This window comes from Pseudomonas sp. SDO524_S393 (assembly GCF_054071875.1).
Map to the genome: position 1 here is coordinate 1 of NZ_JBSVVZ010000041.1, position 19,781 is coordinate 19,781.

The window sequence follows — 19,781 nt, forward strand, 5'->3', positions numbered from 1 at the left end:
GTATCAGTCAAGCATGTATCGACTGACACTCCGCGTTCGCGAGCAAGCCCGCTCCCACAGTTTGAATCGGTGTTTACAAGGGAATTCCGGCCTTGACCCGATACTGATTTCTCACTGGCGTCGCGTATTGCACCACCAGGAATGGTCGGTGTTCAGCCGGGCATTCCGCCAGGCGCCGCTCCCACTCCGTCTTGGCCTTGGCCAGCTCATCGGCCGGAAACACCTCGGCTGCCGTCGGCACCTGCAATTGCGGGTCGGCTTCACTCCACTGGGCGTAAGCCAGGTAGTGCACCGGAAACAACCGGTAACCGCCCAGAATCTGCCGGTCCATTTCCGCAGCCAGCAGCTTGGTGTCTTCGAAACGTTCGGTGATCGGCGGCGCGAAGTTCACATGCACACGGCCCTTGTAGCCGGTAATGCCCAAGGCAATGCTCACGTCGTCTTCGCCCGGCGCCTTGCTGTAGGTGCCCGTGGTGGCGCGGATGTACAGCTCGCGCGCCTTGGCCGAGTCGCAGGGGTCGTACTCGTAGCTGATGGACACCGGCGTCAGGTGCAACGACTGGATCACCTCGGCAAACGGCTCGTCCTTGCGGCTGACATGAAACATCTTGAGGATCGCCGACTCGGTGCGGTCATCGCCGTCTTTGGCACGGCCTTCGGCCTGGGCAATCCAGATGGAGGCGCCGTCGTTACGGATCGAATGGTTGATGTAAGCCGACAGCAATTGATAGGCCGCCATCTTCTCTTTGCGCCCGGTAATCGAGCGGTGCACGATGAAACTCTTGTTCAGGCGCATCAGGTCGCTGACGAACGGCTTTTGCAGCAGATTGTCGCCAATGGCGATGCGCGGCGTCGGCAGGCCCGCGTGGTAGACGGCATAGTTGACGAAGGCCGGGTCCATCACGATATCGCGGTGGTTGGCGAGGAACAGGTACGCGGTGCCGGACTTGAGCTGTTCCACGCCGGTATAGGTCACGCCGTCGGTCGCCCGGTCAATGGTGTGGTCGACGTAGTACTCCACCTTGTCCTGCAACGTAGCCACAGTGGTCACGCCGGCAAATTCACGGCGCAATTTGCGGGCGATCATCGGCTTGAGCAGCCAGCCCAGCGCGCCGGCAAAGCGCGGGAAGCGAAAGTGGGTCAGGATGTCCAGAAAGGCCTTGTCACTGAACAGGCGTGCCAGCACTGCCGGGACTTCGCTGTCGTTGTAAGGTCGGATGGTATCGAATTCGCCCATCATGCTCTCTTGTTAGAAACGGCTAGGGTAAGTAAAGGTTCGGATCGAAAAAAGACAGGGCGCGGTCTGAACAAGCGGTGCAAACGTCAATAGCCCTGCCAATAGACCGGCGATTATACGCACAAGTCACCTGGGAGGCCGCGATGCTGGAAACCGAGTCGTACGATTGTCCTTATTGTGGGGAGCCGGCGGAGGCTTTGCTGGACCTTTCCGGAGGGGATCAGTCATACATTGAAGACTGCCCGGTATGTTGCCGGCCGATTGTTTTTGAGCTGCAGGTTCACGATGACGAATGGATGCTCACGGTCCGCAGCGAGAATGAATGACAGGTGGGCCCATGCAGCGAATCTATGAACCGGAAAACCTGATGGAAGGCGAGTTGCTGCAACAGATGCTCGCCAGCGAGGGCATCGAGGCGTACCTGGTAGGGCGCCATTTGCTCGGTGGCACCGGCGAGCTGCCGATCTTCGGCCTGCTGGGGCTGGAGGTCGATAATGACCGGGCCGTCGATGCCCGTGCGTTGATTACCGCCTATATCGGCGCGCAGCCCTTGCCCGGCGATGAACCCGACAGTTTTCCCGACGTGCTGGTCTGTTAGGCTGTCGGTCGGTTTACCCAAGAGTCGTGTTACCCCATGTGTGGACGTTATGCCCTGTTTCGCTGGAACCCTGCCTTTGCCGCCTTGCCGGGCTTTCCGGCCGATCAGCAGCCCCAGTGGAACATCTCCCCGAATGATTCGGTGCTGATACAGCGTGTTCTCGACGGCCAGCGCAACCTGGCGCGTGCCCGCTGGGGGCTGACGCCGCCCTGGCTGACTGACCTTTCCCGCACACCGGCCCACGCCCGTGCCGAAACCCTGGCCGAACAGCCGATGTTCCGTGAAGCGTTTCGACAGCGCCGCTGCCTGCTCCCGGCCAACGGTTTCTACGAATGGCGCGGTACCCAGCGCAAGCGCCCGTACTGGCTGACGCCAGGGGAGGGCTCCACACTGTTTTTTGCGGCGGTGTGGGAGGCGTATCCGGTGCAGGAGCAGGTGTGGCTGAGTACGGCGGTGGTGACCCAGGCCGCGCAGAATCAGCGGCGACCGCTGATTCTGGACGAAGCCGGACAGGACGCCTGGCTCAATCCCGAGACGCCGCTGCATGTGTTGCAGGGTTTGTTGGCGAGTGAGCCCGCCGCGTTGCGCGAGCGGGTACTGGCCAATATGGTCAATGATCCGAAACTGAATGGGCCGGAATGCCTGACCCCGGCCTGATTGGCCTCATCGCAGGCAAGCCAGCTCCCACACTCGGAGGTGTGAATACAGTCAAATGTGGGAGCTGGCTTGCCTGCAATAGGGCCCTCGAGATCGCCGAAAATCTTAGACTTTGAACTGGTTGATCAGTCGCCGTTGCTGCTCCGCCAGCTTGGTCAGATCCGCACTGGCCGCGCTGGATTCATCCGCACCGCCCGCCACTTCATTGGCCACCTGGCCGATATTGATCACATTGCGGTTGATATCTTCGGCCACTGCGCTTTGTTCCTCGGCCGCACTGGCGATCTGGGTGTTCATGTCGTTGATCACCGACACGGCCTGGGTAATGGTTTCCAGCGCGTCTGCCGCCTTGGCGGCGTGTTGCACGCTCTCGTCGGTACGACTCTGGCTGTCCTCCATCACCCGTACCACGTCCCGCGTGCCTTGTTGCAACTGCTGGATCATGGTCTGGATTTCTTCGGTGGCCTTCTGGGTTTTCTGTGCCAGGTTACGCACCTCGTCGGCAACCACCGCAAAACCGCGACCTTGCTCGCCAGCGCGCGCGGCTTCGATGGCTGCGTTGAGCGCCAGCAAATTGGTCTGTTCGGCAATGCCGCGAATCGCAGTGAGGATGGCATTGATGTTTTCGCTGTCCTTGGCCAGCGTCTGCACCACCCCTACCGCCTTGCCGATTTCCTCGGCCAACGCGCCGATGGACGTTGAGGTGTCCCGCACAATGCGCATGCCCTGGCTGGCGGCCTGGTCGGCATGGCTGGCGGCTTGGGCGGCCTGGGTGGCGTTGCGTGCCACGTCTTGCGCGGTGGCGGTCATTTCGTGCACGGCAGTGGCGACCTGATCAATCTCCACCATCTGCTTGTGCACACCCTGGTTGGTGCGAATCGCGATGTCGGCAGTGTGCTCCGACGAATCGCTGACCTTCTGCACCGAGCTCACCACCTGGGTGATCATGCCTTGCAGCTTGATCAGGAAGGTGTTGAAACCACTGGCGATGGCGCCCAGTTCGTCGGCACGGTCGCTGGTCAGCCGGCGCGTCAGGTCGCCTTCGCCCTGAGCGATGTCATTGAGCATGGCCACCATCTGCTTGAGCGGGCGGGCGATACCGTGGCCTACCAGCCAGATCACCAGCAAACCGATACCGGCGATCAGCAAACCGGCGACGGTCATGCCGAAGATATCGGTCTTGCGTTGGGTTTCCAGGTCGTTCTGCAGCTTTTGCGAGTCGGCCATCACCGCGCTGAGGGGCAGTTGCAGCATCAAGGTCCAACGCGCTTCGGCCTGGCCGATGTTGAACGGCAGGAACAGCTCAATGTGGCCGTGTACCTTGTCGATGTCATAGCGCACTTCGCCGACCTTCAGTTGGCCCAGGTTGGCCAGTTCATTGCTGTCGAGCAGATCGCTGGCTTTTTCGCCCAGTTTGCTGGCGTCCTTGGTATAGGCCACCAGGCGCCCGTTGCTGGAGATCAGGGCCAGTTCGCCGGCGCCGTTGTAGAGCTTCTGATCGGCGTTGGTGAGCATCTCCTGGATGAAGTTCACCGACAAGTCGGCGCCGACAATGCCCTGGAAAGTACCGTCGATCATGATCGGCTCGATGAACGAAGCGAGCATCACCATGGCGTTGCCCACCTTGTACGGGGCGGGATCGATGGCGCAGGGCTTTTTGCTTTCCTTGGAGCACAGGTAGTACTCGCTGGCGCGTACACCGGTGGAGAGGATTTTCTGGTCGGCCACGTCGGCCAGTTTATCCAGGCCCAGGCTGCCATCGGCGTTGCGGTACCACCATGGCATGAAGCGACCGTCGGCATCCACGCCAACCACCGGGCTGTTCACGTAGGCGGCATCGTTGTGGTCGATGGCATTGGCTTCCCAGCCGATGTAGGCGCCGAGGATTTTCGGGTTGCGCACCACGGTTTCGTGCAGCAGGTTGATCAGTTGTTCGCGACTGATCGCCAGGGCCGGCTCGCCCTTGGCGTCTTTCATGCCGAGCAGGGCGTTGGCGGTGGCCAGGCTTTTGGCGGTGACCAGCGGAGCTTCCAGTTCACGCTGGATCAGCGTGGCCTGGGTTTGCGCCAGCGCCGTGAGGCGTTGTTCGATGATCTGTTCGAATTGCACCTGGGTGCGTTCCTGCACCATCTCTTGCGTCCGGGCGCCGGCAAACAAGGCGTAGAGCACCAGTACCGCGACTACGCTCAGGACAATGGCCCCGGCCAGGGCCGCGACAGAAAACTGAATCGACTTGAATTTCATGAAAGCTCCGGGCGCAGGAGAGATGGGCTGCTTTTTTGTATCGGCCACGGAGTCGGCGGTTATAGGGTTTGTCCTACAAAATAATGCGGCATGTCGCAAATTGGATGCTCGCCGCCGCTGTTGAAGTGTGGGATGTATCTGAAAGTCAGCGGTTAAACGTCTGGTGTATCTGGCGTGGATATAAATGAACGCCTAGGATACGCGCCAGGTTTTCAGGGAGAGTCTCATGAATATGAAAGGCATGAAGAAGCCAGCGGCCGTTACCGGGCTGGTTGCAGCGATGTTGCTGGCCGGCTGCCAGTCGGTTAATACCACCAGCGGCGGTGCGGTCGGCGTTGAGCGCAAGCAATACATGTTCAGCATGTTGTCGAGCCAGGAAGTCGACCAGATGTACGCCCAGTCGTATCAGCAGACCCTGGGTGAAGCCAGCGGCAAGGGGCTGGTGGACAAGACCAGCACCAACGCCAAGCGGGTGCAGGCCATTGCCAACCGCCTGATCGCGCAGGCACCGAGCTTCCGTGCGGACGCCGCGCAGTGGAAGTGGGAAGTGAACCTGATCAAGAGCGACGAGATGAACGCCAACTGCGGGCCAGGTGGCAAGATCTTTGTGTACAGCGCGTTGATCGACAACCTCAAGCTGACCGATGACGAGCTGGCTGCCGTGATGGGCCATGAAATCGCCCACGCCTTGCGCGAGCATGGCCGCGAAGCGATGTCCAAGGCCTACGGTATCGAGATGGCCAAGCAGGGTGCGGGTGCGTTGTTCGGCCTTGGACAGGACAGCCTGGCACTGGCGGACACGGTGGCCAACTACGGCATGACCTTGCCCAACAGCCGCAGCAATGAAAACGAAGCCGACCTGATTGGCCTGGAGCTGGCCGCTCGCGCCGGTTACAACCCGAATGCGGCCATCACACTGTGGAACAAGATGGCCAAGGCCTCGGAAGGCGCACCGCCGGAGTTCATGAGTACCCACCCGGCTTCTGACAGCCGAATCGCCTCGTTGCAGGCGGCGATTCCGAAGGTGATGCCGCTGTACCAGCAGGCAAAAAAATCCTGAGTTAACGCAGATCAATGTGGGAGCCGGGCTTGCCCGCGATGCAGGCGGCTCGGTGTTTCAGTTGCACCGGGTTGCTGCCATTGCAGGCAAGCCAGCTCCCACAGGGATCGGGTTTGCAGCCTTAGATCCAGCCGCTGCTCTGCATGGCCTTGTACACCGCCACTACCGCCAGGATGAAGAACGCCGACGCCGCCAACCGGCGAATCAAGGTCAAGGGCAGTTTCTCCGCCGCAAAATTCCCCGCCAAAACCACCGGCACGTTGGCAATCAGCATGCCTGCCGTGGTCCCGATAATCACCAGCCACAGTTCCGGGTATTGCGCCGCCAGCATCACCGTGGCGATCTGGGTCTTGTCACCGATCTCCGCGAGGAAGAACGCGATCAGCGTGGTCAGGAATGGGCCGAATTTGCGCGTGGTGCTGGCTTCGTCGTCGTCGAGCTTGTCCGGCACCAGCGTCCACAGCGCCGTAGCGCAGAAGCTCGCCGCCAGGATCCAGTGCAGCACCGCATCCGAGAAGAAACTTCCGAACCAGGCCCCCACGGCACCGGCGGCCGCATGGTTGGCCAGGGTCGCGGCGACGATGCCGGCGATGATCGGCCAAGGTTTGCGAAAGCGTGCGGCAAGGATGAGCGCAAGCAGTTGCGTCTTGTCGCCGATTTCGGCCAAGGCAACGATTGCGGTAGGAACGAGTAGTGAATCCAGCATCAGGTAGTTTCCAGGGGCGGGTCGACACGGCTATGACACGTACAGCCTTCCCGCCCCGGGTAAGGTGTGCGTGTCATAGGTCTTGTCAAACCCCGGTCCGTCTGTGCGGACTCCTGGGTCGCATACGCCATGGTCTGCTGACCAAGTATGTTGACGTACGCCGGACGAGCGTGGCGCTCGTGGGAGACTACTCCCCTAGGACGGAGCGGATTCTGCCTAGCCAAATGCCATTCGGCAAGCCTTCTTTTTCAAACGCCCGTCAGTCGCGCTTCGCACGGTAGATACGAAAACCGTTGCCCTCGGCCTTGATCGCACACGTGCCCAGATGTTCTTCGATCAGCGGTTGGTATTTCAGGAAGCTGTTGGCAACCAGGCGAAGTTCGCCGCCTTTTGCCAGGTGTTTCGCCGCTTTTCGCAGCAGGTTTTCCGTGGCGAAATAATCGGTGTGCACCCCGACGTGGAACGGTGGGTTGCTCAGGATGGTGTTCAAACCGAGGGGGGCGGCGTCGATGCCATCACCGGTCAACACGTCGGCCTCCAGACCGTTGGCGGCCAGGGTCAGGCGGCTGCTGGCGGCGGCGAAGGCGTCCACGTCCAGCATCGTCACGGTATTGTGCGGGTAGCGACGTTTGACCGCAGCCCCCAGCACGCCAGCGCCGCAACCAAAGTCCAGCAGGTGCCCGCCGGGCAGTTTGTCCAGGTGTTCCAGCAGCAGCTCGGTGCCACGATCCAGCCGCCCATGGCTGAACACGCCCGGCAGGCTCACCACCTTCAAGGGGCCCTCGGCCAGCGGCACCTCGAAGACCTGGGCCAGGCTCTCCAGCTCGACCGCCTGCGGAGCATTGACCACAGTGACTTGCCACAGCTGGCAATGCCGCGCGCTGTCGAGCTTGCGCGGTTTGCCGAAGGGCGTCATCTGCTTGGAAGCACTTTCGATCCCGGCTTTTTTCTCGCCCACCAAGAACAATTCGGCGCCGGGCAGGCGTGCGGCCACGGCGTTGAGCAGGTAGTCGGTGAGATCCTTGGACTTGGGCAGGAAGATCACCGCCGCATCGAACGGGCGCTGCGGTGCCGTTACGCCGAACTGGCTGCGTCCGGGGAAGCGTGCGTCGAGCGCGGCCTGGTCGCCGGCATGCCAGCACCAGCCGTGGGCATTGGGCAGGCGACCCAGCAGGTCGTCGGCGGGCAACCCCACCAACAGCAGGTTGCCTTGAAAAAGTTCGGCCTGACGAAGCAGTACTTCACTGCGCGGATCCATGGTCTGCTCCTTGAAAAAGGCGCGCAGTTTATCAACTCACGACGCGCAGGGGGGCGCCGGCGAAAAAGCCTCGGGCGTTTTCCGTCAGTTGACCGACGATACGTTGCCGCGCTTCGCGGCTGCCCCAGGCGTTGTGCGGCGTGACGATCAGCCGTGGGATATCGCCCGCCAGCAGCGGGTTGCCATTGACCGGCGGTTCCACGCTCAGCACATCGGTGGCGGCCCCGCCCAGATGACCGCTACGCAGGGCGTCGGCCAGTGCCTGTTCGTTGATCAGGCCACCGCGTGCAGTGTTGACGATGAATGCGCCTGGCTTGAGCAAGGCCAGTTCGCGGGCGCCGATAAAGTCGCGGGTGTGTTCGTTGAGCGGGCAGTGCAGGGTGAGGGCGTCGACCTGCGCCAGTAGCTGGTCCAGCGGCACGCGGTCGGGCCGGGCAGGGCGCCCGGGGATCGCACCGAGTACCACGCGCATGCCAAAGGCTTCAGCCAGACGCGCCACGGCACTGCCCAGTTCTCCGTGGCCGAGCAGGCCCAGGGTTTTGCCTTCCAGCTCGACAATCGGGTAATCCAGCAGGCAGAACTGCCGGGCTTGCTGCCATTTGCCGGCAGCCACGTCGCGCTGATAGTCCTTCAGCCGCGTCGCCAGGTTGAGCAGCAGCATGAGTGTGTGCTGCGCCACCGACGGCGTGCCGTAGCCCTGGCAGTTGCTCACGGTGATGCCGTGGGCACGGGCGGCTTCGAGGTCGACGTTGTTGGTGCCGGTGGCCGAGACCAGAATCAGCTTCAAATCGGGGCAGGCTGCCAGGGTTTCGGCGTTTAGAGTGATCTTGTTGCTGATGACCACCTGGGCGCCCTGCACGCGCGCCGTGACGTTCCGGGGCGTGGTGTCGGAAAACAACTGCAACTCGCTGAAGCTGTTGCGCAGCTCGCTGAGGTCGAGGTCTCCCAGGTCCAGGGAGGGGTGATCGAGGAAGACGGCGCGGCGATTGTTCGTCATCAACTGTACCTTTTGCGGCAGGGTTCTAAGGCGTAATCTGCCGAGCCTATCAGATGAAATAATCAGTTACTCAATGGGAGTGAGCATGTACGTCGCCGAGTTTTTGACCGTAGCGCTGATTCACTTGTTGGCGGTGGCCAGTCCCGGACCGGATTTCGCCGTGGTGGTGCGCGAGAGCGTGACCCATGGCCGTCGCGCCGGCACCTGGACTGCCCTGGGTGTTGGCACGGCGATTTTCTTGCACGTAGGCTATTCGTTGCTCGGCATCGGCTTGATCGTGTCCCAGTCCATCGTGTTGTTCAACGCGCTCAAGTGGGCCGCCGCCGCCTACCTGCTGTACATCGGCTTCAAGGCCCTGCGCGCGCAGCCGGCCAAACCAACCGCCGACGGCGAGCTGCACCGCGAGGCGGGCGAGCGCACTCCGCGTGGCGCGTTTACCGCAGGCTTCGTGACCAATGGCTTGAACCCCAAGGCCACGCTGTTCTTCCTGTCGTTGTTCACCGTGGTGATCAACCCGCACACACCGCTGGCGATCCAGGCCGGTTACGGGGTGTACCTGGCGGTGGCGACGGCGCTGTGGTTCTGCCTGGTGGCCATGCTGTTCAGCCAGCAGCGCGTGCGCGCCGGGTTTGCACGCATGGGGCACTGGTTCGACCGCACCATGGGGGCGGTGTTGATTGCGATTGGGGTGAAGCTGGCGTTTACCAGCATGAAGTAACTACGGGAGGCTACCGTGCTCTTAAGTGGGCGCGGGCCAGGTGGGAGCCGGGCTTGCCCGCGATGCAGGCGACTCGGTGTCGTCAGTTGTCACGAGGCGATGCCATCGCAGGCAAGCCAGCTCCCACAGGGAGTCTGTGTGAGGTTGCGATAGTGGCTCAAGGCTAGCATTCGTCGGGCTCTGCAAATCATTCCTTTGGCTGATTTGGTTGAAACATAACGTCTCTAAAGTGCAGGTCTTCAAGCCAAGACCGTGCAGTCAGAAAAGGGATTCGTATGTTGCAGACCCGTGTCATTCCGCCCGCCGAAGGTGCGTACCAATACCCGCTGTTGATCAAGCGTCTGTTGATGTCCGGGACACGCTACGAGAAGACCCGGGAAATCATCTACCGCGACAAACTGCGCTACACCTATCCCACGCTGGTCGAACGGGTGGCGCGCCTGGCCAATGTCTTGACCGAGGCCGGCGTCAAGGCCGGCGATACGGTGGCGGTGATGGATTGGGACAGCCACCGTTACCTGGAGTGCATGTTCGCGATCCCGATGATCGGCGCGGTGATCCACACCATCAACGTGCGGCTGTCGCCTGAACAGATTCTCTACACCATGAACCACGCCGAGGACCGCTTCGTGCTGGTCAACAGCGAATTCGTGGGGCTTTACCAGGCCATCGCCGGGCACCTGACCACGGTCGACAAGACCTTGCTGCTCACCGACGGCGACAGCAAGACCGCCGAGCTGCCCGGCCTGGTTGGCGAGTACGAAACCCTGCTGGCCGCCGCCAGTCCCAGGTACGACTTCCAGGACTTCGACGAAAATTCGGTCGCCACCACCTTCTACACCACCGGCACCACTGGCAACCCCAAGGGTGTGTACTTCACCCATCGCCAATTGGTGCTGCACACCATGGGCGTGGCGACCATCATGGGCAGCGTCGATAGCGTGCGATTGCTGGGCACCAATGACGTGTACATGCCGATCACGCCGATGTTCCACGTGCATGCCTGGGGTCTGCCTTACGTGGCGACCATGCTCGGGCTGAAACAGGTCTACCCGGGCCGTTACGATCCTGAATACCTGGTTGAGCTGTGGCGTAAGGAAAAGGTCACCTTCTCCCATTGCGTGCCGACGATCCTGCAGATGGTGCTCAACGCGAAGGCCGCCCAGGGCGTGGATTTTGCCGGCTGGAAAATCGTAATCGGCGGCAGTGCGCTCAATCGTTCCCTGTACGAAGCGTCCAAGGCGCGCGGCATTCAGCTGACCGCCGCCTACGGCATGTCCGAGACCGGGCCGCTGGTGTCCTGCGCCCATCTCAACGAAGAATTGATGGCCGGCAGCGAGGACGAACGCACCACCTACCGCATCAAGGCCGGCGTGCCGGGGCCGCTGGTGGAGGCGGCGATCATCGACAGCGACGGCAACTTCCTGCCCGCCGATGGCGAGTCCCAGGGTGAGTTGGTGCTGCGCGCGCCGTGGCTGACCGAGGGCTATTTCAATGAGCCGCAGAAGGGCGCCGAGCTGTGGGAAGGTGGCTGGATGCACACCGGTGACGTGGCCACGCTGGATGCGTTCGGCGTGATCGACATTCGCGACCGCATCAAGGATGTGATCAAGACCGGGGGCGAGTGGATCTCGTCCCTGGCCCTCGAAGACCTGGTCAGCCGCCACCCGGCGGTACGCGAAGTAGCGGTGGTAGGCATCGCCGACCCGCAGTGGGGGGAGCGCCCGTTTGCGCTGCTGGTGGTGCGTGATGGCCACGAGATAGACGCCCGTGTGCTCAAGGAACACCTCAAGCCATTCGTGGAATTGGGCCACCTGAGCAAGTGGGCGATCCCGAGCCAGATTGCCGTTGTTACGGAAATTCCCAAGACCAGCGTCGGCAAGCTCGACAAAAAACGTATCCGCGTTGACATCGTCGAATGGCAGGCCAACAACAGCACATTCCTGTCTACCCTCTGAGCCCATCTGCCGTGCCCGTGTGGCACGGCAATGCTCTATCTTGCGCCTTCACTTGTGATTTGCCGATTTTCAGCCATCCTTCCCGCGTCGGCTGTTGCCGATATGGCGAAAGGACTGTGGCAGACGGGTTGGTGATGCAAATCACACTTTAGAGGGATCAAGCGGTACCCCTTGCTGGCTATAGTCCCTCCCAGAGTTTTTCACGGATGTTCCGCGTCGGGCCAAGGGGGCCTGGTTGCCGAGCGGCATTGGAATCGTTGTATTCCGGCCGTTACATGCATCACACAAAGAACTCACTGCCATAACAATAATGCACATGGAGTAGCGTCGATGACCTCAGTAAACCAGTTCTGGCGCCGGGCAAGACTGCCCCTGGCCGTCAGTCTCGCCTCTACGCTCGCCGGGCCCGCATTCGGCGTCAGTTTCAATATCGGTGAAATCGAAGGGAGTTTCGACTCCTCCCTGTCCGTGGGTGCCAGCTGGTCCACAGCCAAGCCCAATCGCGACCTGATCGGCGTCAACAATGGCGGCAAGGGGCTGTCCCAGACCTCCGATGACGGCCACTTGAACTTCAAGCGTGGGGAGACGTTCTCGAAGATCTTCAAGGGTATTCATGACCTGGAACTGAAATACGGCGACACCGGCGTGTTCGTGCGCGGCAAGTACTGGTACGACTTCGAACTCAAGGACGAAAGCCGGCCGTTCAAGGACATCAGCGACAACAATCGCAAGGAAGGCGCCAAGTCCTCCGGCGGGCAGATCCTCGACGCCTTCATCTACCACAACTACAACATTGCCGATCTGCCGGGCAACGTGCGTTTCGGCAAGCAGGTGGTGAGCTGGGGTGAAAGTACCTTCATCGGCGGCGGCATCAACTCCATCAACCCGATCGACGTGTCGGCATTCCGTCGTCCGGGGGCCGAAATCAAGGAAGGCTTGATTCCGGTCAACATGTTCTATGTGTCGCAAACCCTGACCGATAACCTGTCGGCCGAAGCGTTCTATCAGTTGGAATGGGACCAGACGGTTACCGACAACTGCGGCACGTTCTTCTCGCAGCCCGACGTGATTTCCGACGGTTGCAATAACAACCTGCGCGTACTCAACAGCCGCCGCTTCCTACCAGCTGCTGTGCTGCCGGGGCTCGCCGCGAATGGTGTCGACGTTAATAACGAGGGCGTACTGGTGCGTCGCGGCCCGGATCGAGACGCGCGCGATAGTGGGCAGTTCGGTGTCGCGTTTCATTACAACTTCGAGCCTCTGGACACAGAGTTCGGCGCTTACTTCATGAACTACCACAGTCGGGCGCCGATCTTCAGCGCACAGGGCGCGCCACAATCGGCATACACGGGCGCAACACCCGGTGTGCCTGCCCAGTTGCGTCCGTTGGTGGTCGCGGGTAACTCCAACTACTACGTTGAGTACCCGGAGGACATCCGTCTATATGGCTTGAGTTTCTCCACCACGCTTCCGACGGGCACCGCCTGGAGCGGCGAGCTGAGCTATCGCCCTAATGCCCCGGTGCAGCTGAGCACGACCGACATTCTGTATGCCGGTGTCACCCCGCTTCCGCCCTTCAGCAATGCGTCGGTGTTGAAGGGGTCGCCGGGTCAGGACTTGCACGGCTACAACCGTAAGGAAATTACCCAGTTCCAGACCACTTTTACGCACTTCTTCGATCAAGTCATGGGCGCCAGCCGCTTGACCACCGTCGGTGAGATTGGCGTGACTCACGTCGGTGGACTGGAGAGTAAATCCGAGGCGCGTTATGGCCGCGATCCAGTATTCGGTCCGGGCCAGTTGCCTGGTGGTTTCTGTACCGCGCTTAATAACTCCACCGCCCAAGGCGGAGGCTTGGCCAACGCGGCCAACCTCAATACCAACTGCAATAATGACGGCTTTACCACCGCAACTTCCTGGGGCTACCGCGCACGCGCAATCTGGGAATATCCGGACGTGTTCGCTGGTGTCAACCTCAAGCCCAACGTAGCCTGGTCCCACGACGTCAAAGGTTACTCGCCAGGCCCTGGCGGTAACTTTGAAGAAGGTCGCAAGGCGGTCAGCCTGGGCCTGGATGCCGAGTATCAGAACACCTACACCGCCAGCCTGGCCTACACCAACTTCTTTGGTGGCAAGTTCAGTACGGTGGATGACCGCGACTTCGTCGCTTTGAGCTTCGGCGCCAACTTCTAAGCACACTGGATTTCAGGAAGACCAGAACATGAAAATAACTAAAAGTCTGTTGCACGTGGGTGTGCTTGGGCTGTCGATCCTGGCGAGCAGCGTCATGGCGGCAGTCTCGGCGGATGAAGCCGCCAAACTGGGCACGACCCTGACGCCGATGGGCGCCGAGATGGCCGGTAACGCGGCGGGCACCATTCCCAAGTGGTCGCCGCTGCCGACCAACGCCGGCGCGGTCGATTCCCGCGGGTTCCTGGCCAACCCTTACGCCAGTGAGCAACCGCAATTCACCATCACCGCCGCGAACGTCGAGCAGTACAAGGACAAGCTGGCGCCGGGGCAGTACGCGATGTTCAAGCGCTACCCGGAAACCTTCAAGATGCCGGTCTATCCGACCCATCGCGGCGCCACCGTGCCGGCGGATGTGTTCGCGGCCATCAAGAAGAACGCCACCACCACCAACCTGGTGTCGGGCGGCAACGGTCTGGAGAACTTCGAGACCGCCATCCCGTTCCCGATTCCAAAAAGCGGCGTGGAAGTGATCTGGAACCACATCACCCGTTATCGCGGTGGCAGCGTGACGCGCCTGGTAACCCAGGCCACGCCGCAAACCAACGGCTCGTTCAGCCTGGTGTATTTCAAAGACCAGTTCGTGTTCCGCGACAAGATGAAGGACTTCGACCCGAAAAACCCGGGCAACGTGTTGTTCTACTTCAAGCAGCAAGTGACCGCGCCGGCGCGTCTGGCCGGTGGTGTGCTGCTGGTGCACGAAACCCTGGACCAGGTGAAGGAACCGCGTTCGGCCTGGGTCTACAACGCCGGCCAGCGCCGTGTGCGCCGGGCGCCGCAAGTGTCGTATGACGGCCCGGGTACCGCCGCCGACGGCCTGCGTACTTCCGACAACCTCGACATGTACAACGGTGCACCGGACCGCTACGACTGGAAGCTGGAGGGCAAGAAAGAAATCTATATCGCGTCCAACAGCTACAAGATCGACGATCCGAAGCTCAAGTACGCCGACATCATCAAGGCCGGCCACATCAACCAGGACCTGGCACGTTACGAGCTGCGCCGCGTCTGGCACGTCGTTGCCACCTTGAAGGAAGGCCAGCGCCACATCTATGCCAAGCGTGACTTCTTCATCGACGAAGACACCTGGCAAGCGGCGGTCATCGACCACTACGACGGTCGTGGCCAACTGTGGCGCGTCGCCGAGGCCCATGCCGAGAACTACTACGACAAGCAAGTGCCGTGGTACGCCCTGGAAACCCTCTACGACCTGCAGTCCGGTCGCTACCTGGCCTTGGGCATGAAGAACGAAGAGAAGCAGGCGTATGACTTTGGCTTCACCGCCACCACCAGCGACTTCACCCCGGCGGCTCTGCGTCAGGATGGGGTTCGCTAAGCTGCGATAAATCGCCCATCCGGAAGTCGGGCTTGTGTGGGAGCTGGCTTGCCTGCGATAGCATCACCTCGGTAGGTCTGACAGACCAAGGTGACTGCATCGCGGGCAAGTCCAGCTCCCACATTTGTTTGGGTTGAGATTTCTTGTCGCAGTTCTTTTTCAGACAAATGTTGCAAAGCTCTACAACCTCGCCGCTTTTACCGCTAGTCTGCGGACATCTGCAATGCCGACCACAGCCTTCTACAAGAGCCCGGCGATGACTGATCTGTCCCGCATCCAGGGGCCTGCCAGTGCGGTAATTCCGACCCTGGAAGGTCGCTTCTACAGGCCTCCGCTGCCTGACGGCTATGTGCCGCGCCCGCGTTTGTGCGAGCGGCTGAGCGCCGGGCTGGAAGGGCGGTTGCTGCTGGTCAGTGCACCCGCAGGGTTCGGCAAGAGCTCATTGGCGGTGGAATTCTGCCAAAGCCTGCCGGCCCATTGGCAAAGCCTGTGGCTGGGCCTTAGCCCGCGTGACAACGACCCCGGACGTTTTCTGGAACGTCTGCTCGACGGCTTGCAGCAATACTTCCCGCAGCTTGGCGCCCAATCCCTGGGGCTGCTGAAGATGCGCCAGCGCCACCAACCCTTTGCCTTTGAAGAATGGCTCGATGGCCTGCTCGATGAGCTGGCGGTGCACCTGTCCACCCGCGCGCCGCTGTTGCTGGTGCTGGATGACTACCATCTGGCCCAAGGGCCGGTGCTTGACCGCTGCCTGCAGTTCTTCCTCAATCATTTACCTGATGGTCTGGTGGTCTTGGTCACCAGTCGTCAGCGCCCGGACTGGCATCTGGCGCGGCTGCGTTTATCGCGCCACCTGATGGAACTGTATGAGCAGGACTTGCGCCTGACGCATGGTGAATCTCTGGCTGTGCTCGATCATCACAGCACCTCTTTACGGGGGGAGGCCCTCGACAACCTGATCCGCCGCAGCGAGGGCTGGGTCGCTGGTCTGCGTTTCTGGCTGCTGGCAGCCTCCGAGGCCGGTAACGACGGCGTCTTGCCGCAAAGCCTGCACGGCGGGGAAGGGCTGATCCGCGATTACTTGCTGGAAGAAGTCATCGACTGCCTGCCGACCGACGTGCAGGCGTTTTTATACGACACAGCCCCGCAGGACCGTTTTTGCAGCGCACTGTGCGACGCGGTGCGTGAAGCCCACGACAGCGCCGAAATCCTGCGTTACCTGCAAGCCCATCAAGTGTTCCTGGTGCCGCTGGACGACCAGGGGCATTGGTATCGTTATCACCATCTTTTTTCTGATCTGCTGCGTACACGACGTGCCAGCAGCCACGTGCTGCCGACGGCCAGCCTGCACCTGCGCGCCTGTCGCTGGTTCAACGCCCAGGGCCTGATCGATGAGGCGGTGGAACAGGCGCTGCGTGCCGGCCATCTCGATGTCGCGGCCAACCTGGTGCAAAACCTGTCGGAAGAACAATTGCTGGCCGAGCAGAACGTGGGCATGTTGCTGCGCTGGAAAATGGACTTGCCCGACAGCCTGCTGATCAGCACGCCACGCCTGATCGTGCTGTATAGCTGGGCGCTGGGCCTGGCCTGCCAGCTGGATGCGGCGCAGGAGTTGTCCAGCTACCTCAGCCGTTTTCTGCCGGCACCTTCGGCCACTGCGCAAAAATCAATGTTGGCGCAGTGGCTGGCGCTGAGCGGGATCATCGCCCGAGGGCGCGGGGATCGCGAGTTGACCCAACGCTATTGCAGCGAGGCCCTGGAGAGCCTCCCGCAGCGGCGTTACGGGCAGCGGTTGATGTGCTTGTCGACGTTGTCCAACCTGGCGATTGTCGATGCCGACCTGTGGCGCGCCCGAGGCCTGAACCGCGAATCCCTGGAGCTGGCGCAGCGCGTAGGCAATCCCTTGTTCGAGGCGCTGGCCCATTACGATCGGGCTCGCGTATTGCAAGCCCGTGGTGAAATCCTGCGCGCCCTCGACGAAGTGCGTCAGGGTTTGCAGCGCTTGCAGGGCCTGGCACCGCAGCGCTTGTACGCTGTACGTGCCCGGTTGTCGCTCTACGAAGGCTTTTTGCTGGTGGTGCGCTGCCAGCCCGAGGCTGGCCTTGCACGACTGCGTGCCGGCCTTGCCGAAGCCCGTGCCTGTCGCGATATCAGCGTGCTGATCGGTCATTGCGTGATCGCCAGCTTCGAGGGGCGCAAGGGTGATTTTTCCAAGGCTTTCGCCGAGCTGGCCGAGGCCGAGCGCTTGATGCACATCTGGGACGTGCCGCCGATCTACTACCTGGCGATGATCACCCTTATCAAGTGCGAGCTCTGGCTGGCCCAGGGCCGGACCGACCTGGCCGACGCCTGGCTAACGCGGTTGGGGCAGACCTACACCGGTGAACACGCCGCCGCAGCGCCCGAATATCACCCGCACCTGCCGCAGCATATCGAGCTGCAGCAAGCTGCGCTGGACGCCACGCGTCATCAGGCTGCTGTTGCGTTGCAGCGGCTGGAAGATCTGGCGAACCAGGCAATGGACAACGGGCGCCAGATGATTGCCTTGATGGCGCTGACCCAGCAGGCCCACGTGCTGTTGGAGGGCGGGCACGACGCCAGAGCGCGCGCTGTATTGGCCCGGGCGCTGGAAGTGGGTGTCGGCGGTGCGCTGCAACCTTTCCAGCGCCTGCTGGAGCATTATCCTGGCTGGATGCGCGAACAACTGGCCAAAGACCCCCATGGCCTGCTGAGTCAGAGCTTGCTGGCGCTGTTGCCGGCAGATGTGGTGATCGATACGGCGTCCACCCACGAAACCCTCAGTGCACGCGAACTGGCGGTGCTGCAATTGATCGCCCAGGGCTGCTCGAACCAGGAAATCAGCAACCGCCTGTTTATCTCCTTGCACACGGTCAAGACCCACGCCAGCCACATCAACAGCAAGCTGGGTGTGGAGCGGCGCACGCAGGCGGTAGCCAGGGCGCAGGAGCTGCGGTTGATCGGTTGAGCCTGTCTGTTTTACTCGTGCAGGCAATCTGGCGACAATCGTCGCAAATATTCAATGATTTGCACGTGAGGCCCTTGATGGAACCTGTACAGCCGACACTTATCCGCGAAACCTTCCCCGTCGGCCCTTTGCAGTGCAACTGCACGATCATTGGCGACCCGGTCACCAAAAAGGCGATTGTGGTCGACCCGGGCGGCAACCCTGAATTGATCCTCGCGCGGCTCGATGCCTTGGGGCTCAAGGTGGTGAGCATCATCCATACCCATGCCCACCTCGATCACTTCCTCGCGTCTGGCCAGATGAAGGAAAAGACCGGCGCGACCCTGCACTTGCACAAAGAGGATCAATTCCTCTGGGACAACCTGGAAATGCAATGCCAGATGTTTCGCGTGCCCTACACCCCGGTGCCGTCGCCTGACCGTTGGCTGGAGCATGACGAGGAATTGGCTTGCGGTTGCGGGGTGGCCATCCATACCCCTGGACATACGCCAGGCTCGATGAGCTTCTGGTTCGCCGATGCCAAATTGTTGATAGCCGGTGATACGCTGTTTCGGCGTGGAGTGGGGCGTACCGACCTATGGGGCGGCGACCAGGCGACCATCGTGCGTTCGATCAAGCAACGGCTCTACACCTTGGATGAAGGCGCGACGGTCGTGGCCGGTCACGGGCCCGATACCCGCCTCGGGGATGAGATGCGCGAGAATCCGTTTGTGCGGGCCTGAAGGTTGGTGTGGGAATAATCCAGGGACCAGCGCTGTTCTCCACGGAGAATCGTCGTAGCAAAAACACAGGTCGCGTTCAGCCTGCGTCTGCTACGGTTTCTGTAGCGGCGATGGGGGTCAGTGTTTGGTGGCGGGCACGGAATTTTTGCCGTTTATCGCGTTCCAAGCTCGGCACGGGTCCATTGCCAATGTCCTTTGCGCCACAGAATGCAAAAGTAGGAGCTCCCTTCATGTTTACTCCGCGTCGTCTTCTTGTTGTTGCTACCGCCGTGGCCCTGTTATCGGGTTGCGCCACACCTAATCCTTATGACGGCAGCCAGGGGCAGGCAAATAACGAATCGGGCGGTATCAGCAAAACCGCCAAGTACGGTGGCCTGGGTGCCCTGGCCGGTGCATTGGCCGGTGCCGCAATCGACCACAACAACCGTGGCAAGGGCGCGCTGATCGGCGCGGCGGTTGCGGGTATCGGTGCGGCGGGCTACGGCTACTACGCCGACCAGCAGGAAAAGAAGCTGCGTGAAAGCATGGCCAACACCGGCGTTGAAGTGCAGCGCCAGGGTGACCAGATCAAGCTGATCATGCCGGGCAACATCACCTTCGCCACCAACTCGGATGCGATCTCCAGCAGCTTCTACCAGCCGTTGAACAACCTGGCCAACTCGCTCAAGCAGTTCAACCAGAACACCATCCAGATCGTTGGCTACACCGACAGCACCGGCAGCCGACAGTTGAACATGGACCTGTCCCAGCGTCGTGCGCAGAGCGTGGCCAATTACCTGACTTCGCAAGGTGTCAGTCCGACCAACCTGAGTTCCCGTGGTGCCGGTCCGGATAATCCGATTGCCAGCAACGCCGACGTCAACGGGCGTGCCCAGAACCGTCGTGTCGAGGTGAACCTCGGCCCGATCCCTGGCCAGCAATACGGTCAGCCCGGTGCCCAGCAGCAGGCGCCGCAGCAGAACAACCAGTTCCAGGGCAACCCGTACTCCCAGTACCAGTAAACAGCCTCAATGAAAAAGGGCGCCGTGCAGTTCATGCACGGCGCCCTTTTTTG

At 61.3% G+C, this 19,781-nt stretch carries 16 protein-coding genes, 1 pseudogene and 1 riboswitch; of the genes and pseudogenes, 11 read left to right on the top strand and 6 right to left on the bottom strand.

The window, feature by feature from the left end:
• Nucleotides 1-73: 73 nt before the first annotated feature.
• Complete coding sequence (locus tag ACW9IB_RS18295; RefSeq protein ID WP_457365413.1) at nt 74-1,237, bottom strand: 1-acyl-sn-glycerol-3-phosphate acyltransferase; 1,164 nt, start codon at nt 1,235-1,237, stop codon at nt 74-76.
• Between the two features lie 143 nt (nt 1,238-1,380).
• Here ACW9IB_RS18295 and ACW9IB_RS18300 point away from each other — a divergent pair, with 143 nt between their 5' ends.
• From ACW9IB_RS18300 to ACW9IB_RS18310, 3 genes are read left to right on the top strand one after another with little or no spacing between them, the layout of a single operon-like run.
• Nucleotides 1,381-1,563: a CPXCG motif-containing cysteine-rich protein gene (locus tag ACW9IB_RS18300; RefSeq protein WP_457365414.1), complete on the top strand. Its 183-nt coding sequence runs from the start codon at nt 1,381-1,383 to the stop codon at nt 1,561-1,563.
• Nucleotides 1,564-1,574: 11 nt separating this feature from the next.
• On the top strand, nt 1,575-1,835 hold the full coding sequence (locus ACW9IB_RS18305) for a putative signal transducing protein (protein ID WP_457365415.1): 261 nt from the start codon (nt 1,575-1,577) through the stop codon (nt 1,833-1,835).
• 36 nt (nt 1,836-1,871) lie between these two features.
• Nucleotides 1,872-2,492, top strand: coding sequence for an SOS response-associated peptidase (locus tag ACW9IB_RS18310; protein WP_457365416.1), 621 nt, complete (start codon nt 1,872-1,874; stop codon nt 2,490-2,492).
• A gap of 105 nt (nt 2,493-2,597) precedes the next feature.
• Here the strand turns inward: ACW9IB_RS18310 and ACW9IB_RS18315 are convergent, their stop codons facing one another.
• Both ACW9IB_RS18315 and ACW9IB_RS18320 read right to left on the bottom strand, forming a co-directional pair.
• Nucleotides 2,598-3,440 carry a methyl-accepting chemotaxis protein gene (locus ACW9IB_RS18315; protein WP_457365454.1) on the bottom strand — a complete coding sequence of 281 codons (843 nt, stop codon included), beginning with the start codon at nt 3,438-3,440 and terminating at the stop codon, nt 2,598-2,600.
• A gap of 15 nt (nt 3,441-3,455) precedes the next feature.
• A pseudogene (locus tag ACW9IB_RS18320) lies at nt 3,456-4,736 on the bottom strand (cache domain-containing protein); the annotation flags it as partial.
• 241 nt (nt 4,737-4,977) lie between these two features.
• Between ACW9IB_RS18320 and ACW9IB_RS18325 the strand changes: the two are divergent.
• Nucleotides 4,978-5,796, top strand: a complete 819-nt coding sequence (locus ACW9IB_RS18325) for a M48 family metalloprotease (protein WP_457365455.1) — start codon at nt 4,978-4,980, stop codon at nt 5,794-5,796.
• A 121-nt stretch (nt 5,797-5,917) separates the two neighbouring features.
• On the opposite strand, the gene ACW9IB_RS18330 is transcribed toward ACW9IB_RS18325, so the two are convergent.
• The 3 genes from ACW9IB_RS18330 to ACW9IB_RS18340 all read right to left on the bottom strand — a co-directional run bounded on the left by ACW9IB_RS18330 (nt 5,918) and on the right by ACW9IB_RS18340 (nt 8,757).
• Nucleotides 5,918-6,502, bottom strand: coding sequence for a TMEM165/GDT1 family protein (locus ACW9IB_RS18330; protein ID WP_457365417.1), 585 nt, complete (start codon nt 6,500-6,502; stop codon nt 5,918-5,920).
• Nucleotides 6,503-6,589: 87 nt separating this feature from the next.
• Nucleotides 6,590-6,711, bottom strand: a riboswitch (yybP-ykoY riboswitch).
• A gap of 50 nt (nt 6,712-6,761) precedes the next feature.
• Nucleotides 6,762-7,760: a methyltransferase gene (locus ACW9IB_RS18335; RefSeq protein ID WP_457365418.1), complete on the bottom strand. Its 999-nt coding sequence runs from the start codon at nt 7,758-7,760 to the stop codon at nt 6,762-6,764.
• Nucleotides 7,761-7,791: 31 nt separating this feature from the next.
• Nucleotides 7,792-8,757, bottom strand: a complete 966-nt coding sequence (locus ACW9IB_RS18340) for a 2-hydroxyacid dehydrogenase (RefSeq protein WP_457414802.1) — start codon at nt 8,755-8,757, stop codon at nt 7,792-7,794.
• A gap of 85 nt (nt 8,758-8,842) precedes the next feature.
• Between ACW9IB_RS18340 and ACW9IB_RS18345 the strand changes: the two genes are divergently transcribed.
• The 7 genes from ACW9IB_RS18345 to ACW9IB_RS18375 all read left to right on the top strand — a co-directional run bounded on the left by ACW9IB_RS18345 (nt 8,843) and on the right by ACW9IB_RS18375 (nt 19,728).
• Nucleotides 8,843-9,475, top strand: coding sequence for a LysE family translocator (locus ACW9IB_RS18345; protein ID WP_457365420.1), 633 nt, complete (start codon nt 8,843-8,845; stop codon nt 9,473-9,475).
• A 275-nt stretch (nt 9,476-9,750) separates the two neighbouring features.
• Entirely contained in the window at nt 9,751-11,433 is a 1,683-nt protein-coding gene (locus tag ACW9IB_RS18350) for a fatty acid--CoA ligase (RefSeq protein WP_457414804.1), read from the top strand.
• 330 nt (nt 11,434-11,763) lie between these two features.
• Nucleotides 11,764-13,626: a DUF1302 domain-containing protein gene (locus tag ACW9IB_RS18355; RefSeq protein ID WP_457414806.1), complete on the top strand. Its 1,863-nt coding sequence runs from the start codon at nt 11,764-11,766 to the stop codon at nt 13,624-13,626.
• 28 nt (nt 13,627-13,654) lie between these two features.
• The gene (locus ACW9IB_RS18360) at nt 13,655-15,019 is read left to right on the top strand and encodes a DUF1329 domain-containing protein (RefSeq protein ID WP_457414807.1); all 1,365 of its coding nucleotides are present in this window, start codon (nt 13,655-13,657) and stop codon (nt 15,017-15,019) included.
• A gap of 256 nt (nt 15,020-15,275) precedes the next feature.
• Nucleotides 15,276-18,005 (top strand): LuxR C-terminal-related transcriptional regulator, encoded by a 2,730-nt coding sequence (locus ACW9IB_RS18365; RefSeq protein WP_457414808.1) that lies wholly within the window; start codon nt 15,276-15,278, stop codon nt 18,003-18,005.
• Between the two features lie 77 nt (nt 18,006-18,082).
• Entirely contained in the window at nt 18,083-18,727 is a 645-nt protein-coding gene (locus ACW9IB_RS18370; RefSeq protein WP_457365425.1) for an MBL fold metallo-hydrolase, read from the top strand.
• 230 nt (nt 18,728-18,957) lie between these two features.
• Nucleotides 18,958-19,728 carry an OmpA family protein gene (locus ACW9IB_RS18375; protein WP_457365426.1) on the top strand — a complete coding sequence of 257 codons (771 nt, stop codon included), beginning with the start codon at nt 18,958-18,960 and terminating at the stop codon, nt 19,726-19,728.
• Nucleotides 19,729-19,781: the final 53 nt, after the last annotated feature.

Excerpts from the sequence above, each read along its gene's own strand:
- ACW9IB_RS18355 (WP_457414806.1), top strand. The coding sequence starts at position 11,764 with ATGACCTCAGTAAACCAGTTCTGGCGCCGGGCAAGACTGCCCCTGGCC.
- ACW9IB_RS18330 (WP_457365417.1), bottom strand. The coding sequence starts at position 6,502 with ATGCTGGATTCACTACTCGTTCCTACCGCAATCGTTGCCTTGGCCGAA.
- ACW9IB_RS18315 (WP_457365454.1), bottom strand. The coding sequence starts at position 3,440 with ATGATCACCCAGGTGGTGAGCTCGGTGCAGAAGGTCAGCGATTCGTCG.
- ACW9IB_RS18345 (WP_457365420.1), top strand. The coding sequence starts at position 8,843 with ATGTACGTCGCCGAGTTTTTGACCGTAGCGCTGATTCACTTGTTGGCG.
- ACW9IB_RS18305 (WP_457365415.1), top strand. The coding sequence starts at position 1,575 with ATGCAGCGAATCTATGAACCGGAAAACCTGATGGAAGGCGAGTTGCTG.
- ACW9IB_RS18310 (WP_457365416.1), top strand. The coding sequence starts at position 1,872 with ATGTGTGGACGTTATGCCCTGTTTCGCTGGAACCCTGCCTTTGCCGCC.
- ACW9IB_RS18360 (WP_457414807.1), top strand. The coding sequence starts at position 13,655 with ATGAAAATAACTAAAAGTCTGTTGCACGTGGGTGTGCTTGGGCTGTCG.
- ACW9IB_RS18295 (WP_457365413.1), bottom strand. The coding sequence starts at position 1,237 with ATGGGCGAATTCGATACCATCCGACCTTACAACGACAGCGAAGTCCCG.
- ACW9IB_RS18375 (WP_457365426.1), top strand. The coding sequence starts at position 18,958 with ATGTTTACTCCGCGTCGTCTTCTTGTTGTTGCTACCGCCGTGGCCCTG.
- ACW9IB_RS18350 (WP_457414804.1), top strand. The coding sequence starts at position 9,751 with ATGTTGCAGACCCGTGTCATTCCGCCCGCCGAAGGTGCGTACCAATAC.
- ACW9IB_RS18325 (WP_457365455.1), top strand. The coding sequence starts at position 4,978 with ATGAAGAAGCCAGCGGCCGTTACCGGGCTGGTTGCAGCGATGTTGCTG.
- ACW9IB_RS18340 (WP_457414802.1), bottom strand. The coding sequence starts at position 8,757 with ATGACGAACAATCGCCGCGCCGTCTTCCTCGATCACCCCTCCCTGGAC.
- ACW9IB_RS18365 (WP_457414808.1), top strand. The coding sequence starts at position 15,276 with ATGACTGATCTGTCCCGCATCCAGGGGCCTGCCAGTGCGGTAATTCCG.
- ACW9IB_RS18300 (WP_457365414.1), top strand. The coding sequence starts at position 1,381 with ATGCTGGAAACCGAGTCGTACGATTGTCCTTATTGTGGGGAGCCGGCG.
- ACW9IB_RS18370 (WP_457365425.1), top strand. The coding sequence starts at position 18,083 with ATGGAACCTGTACAGCCGACACTTATCCGCGAAACCTTCCCCGTCGGC.
- ACW9IB_RS18335 (WP_457365418.1), bottom strand. The coding sequence starts at position 7,760 with ATGGATCCGCGCAGTGAAGTACTGCTTCGTCAGGCCGAACTTTTTCAA.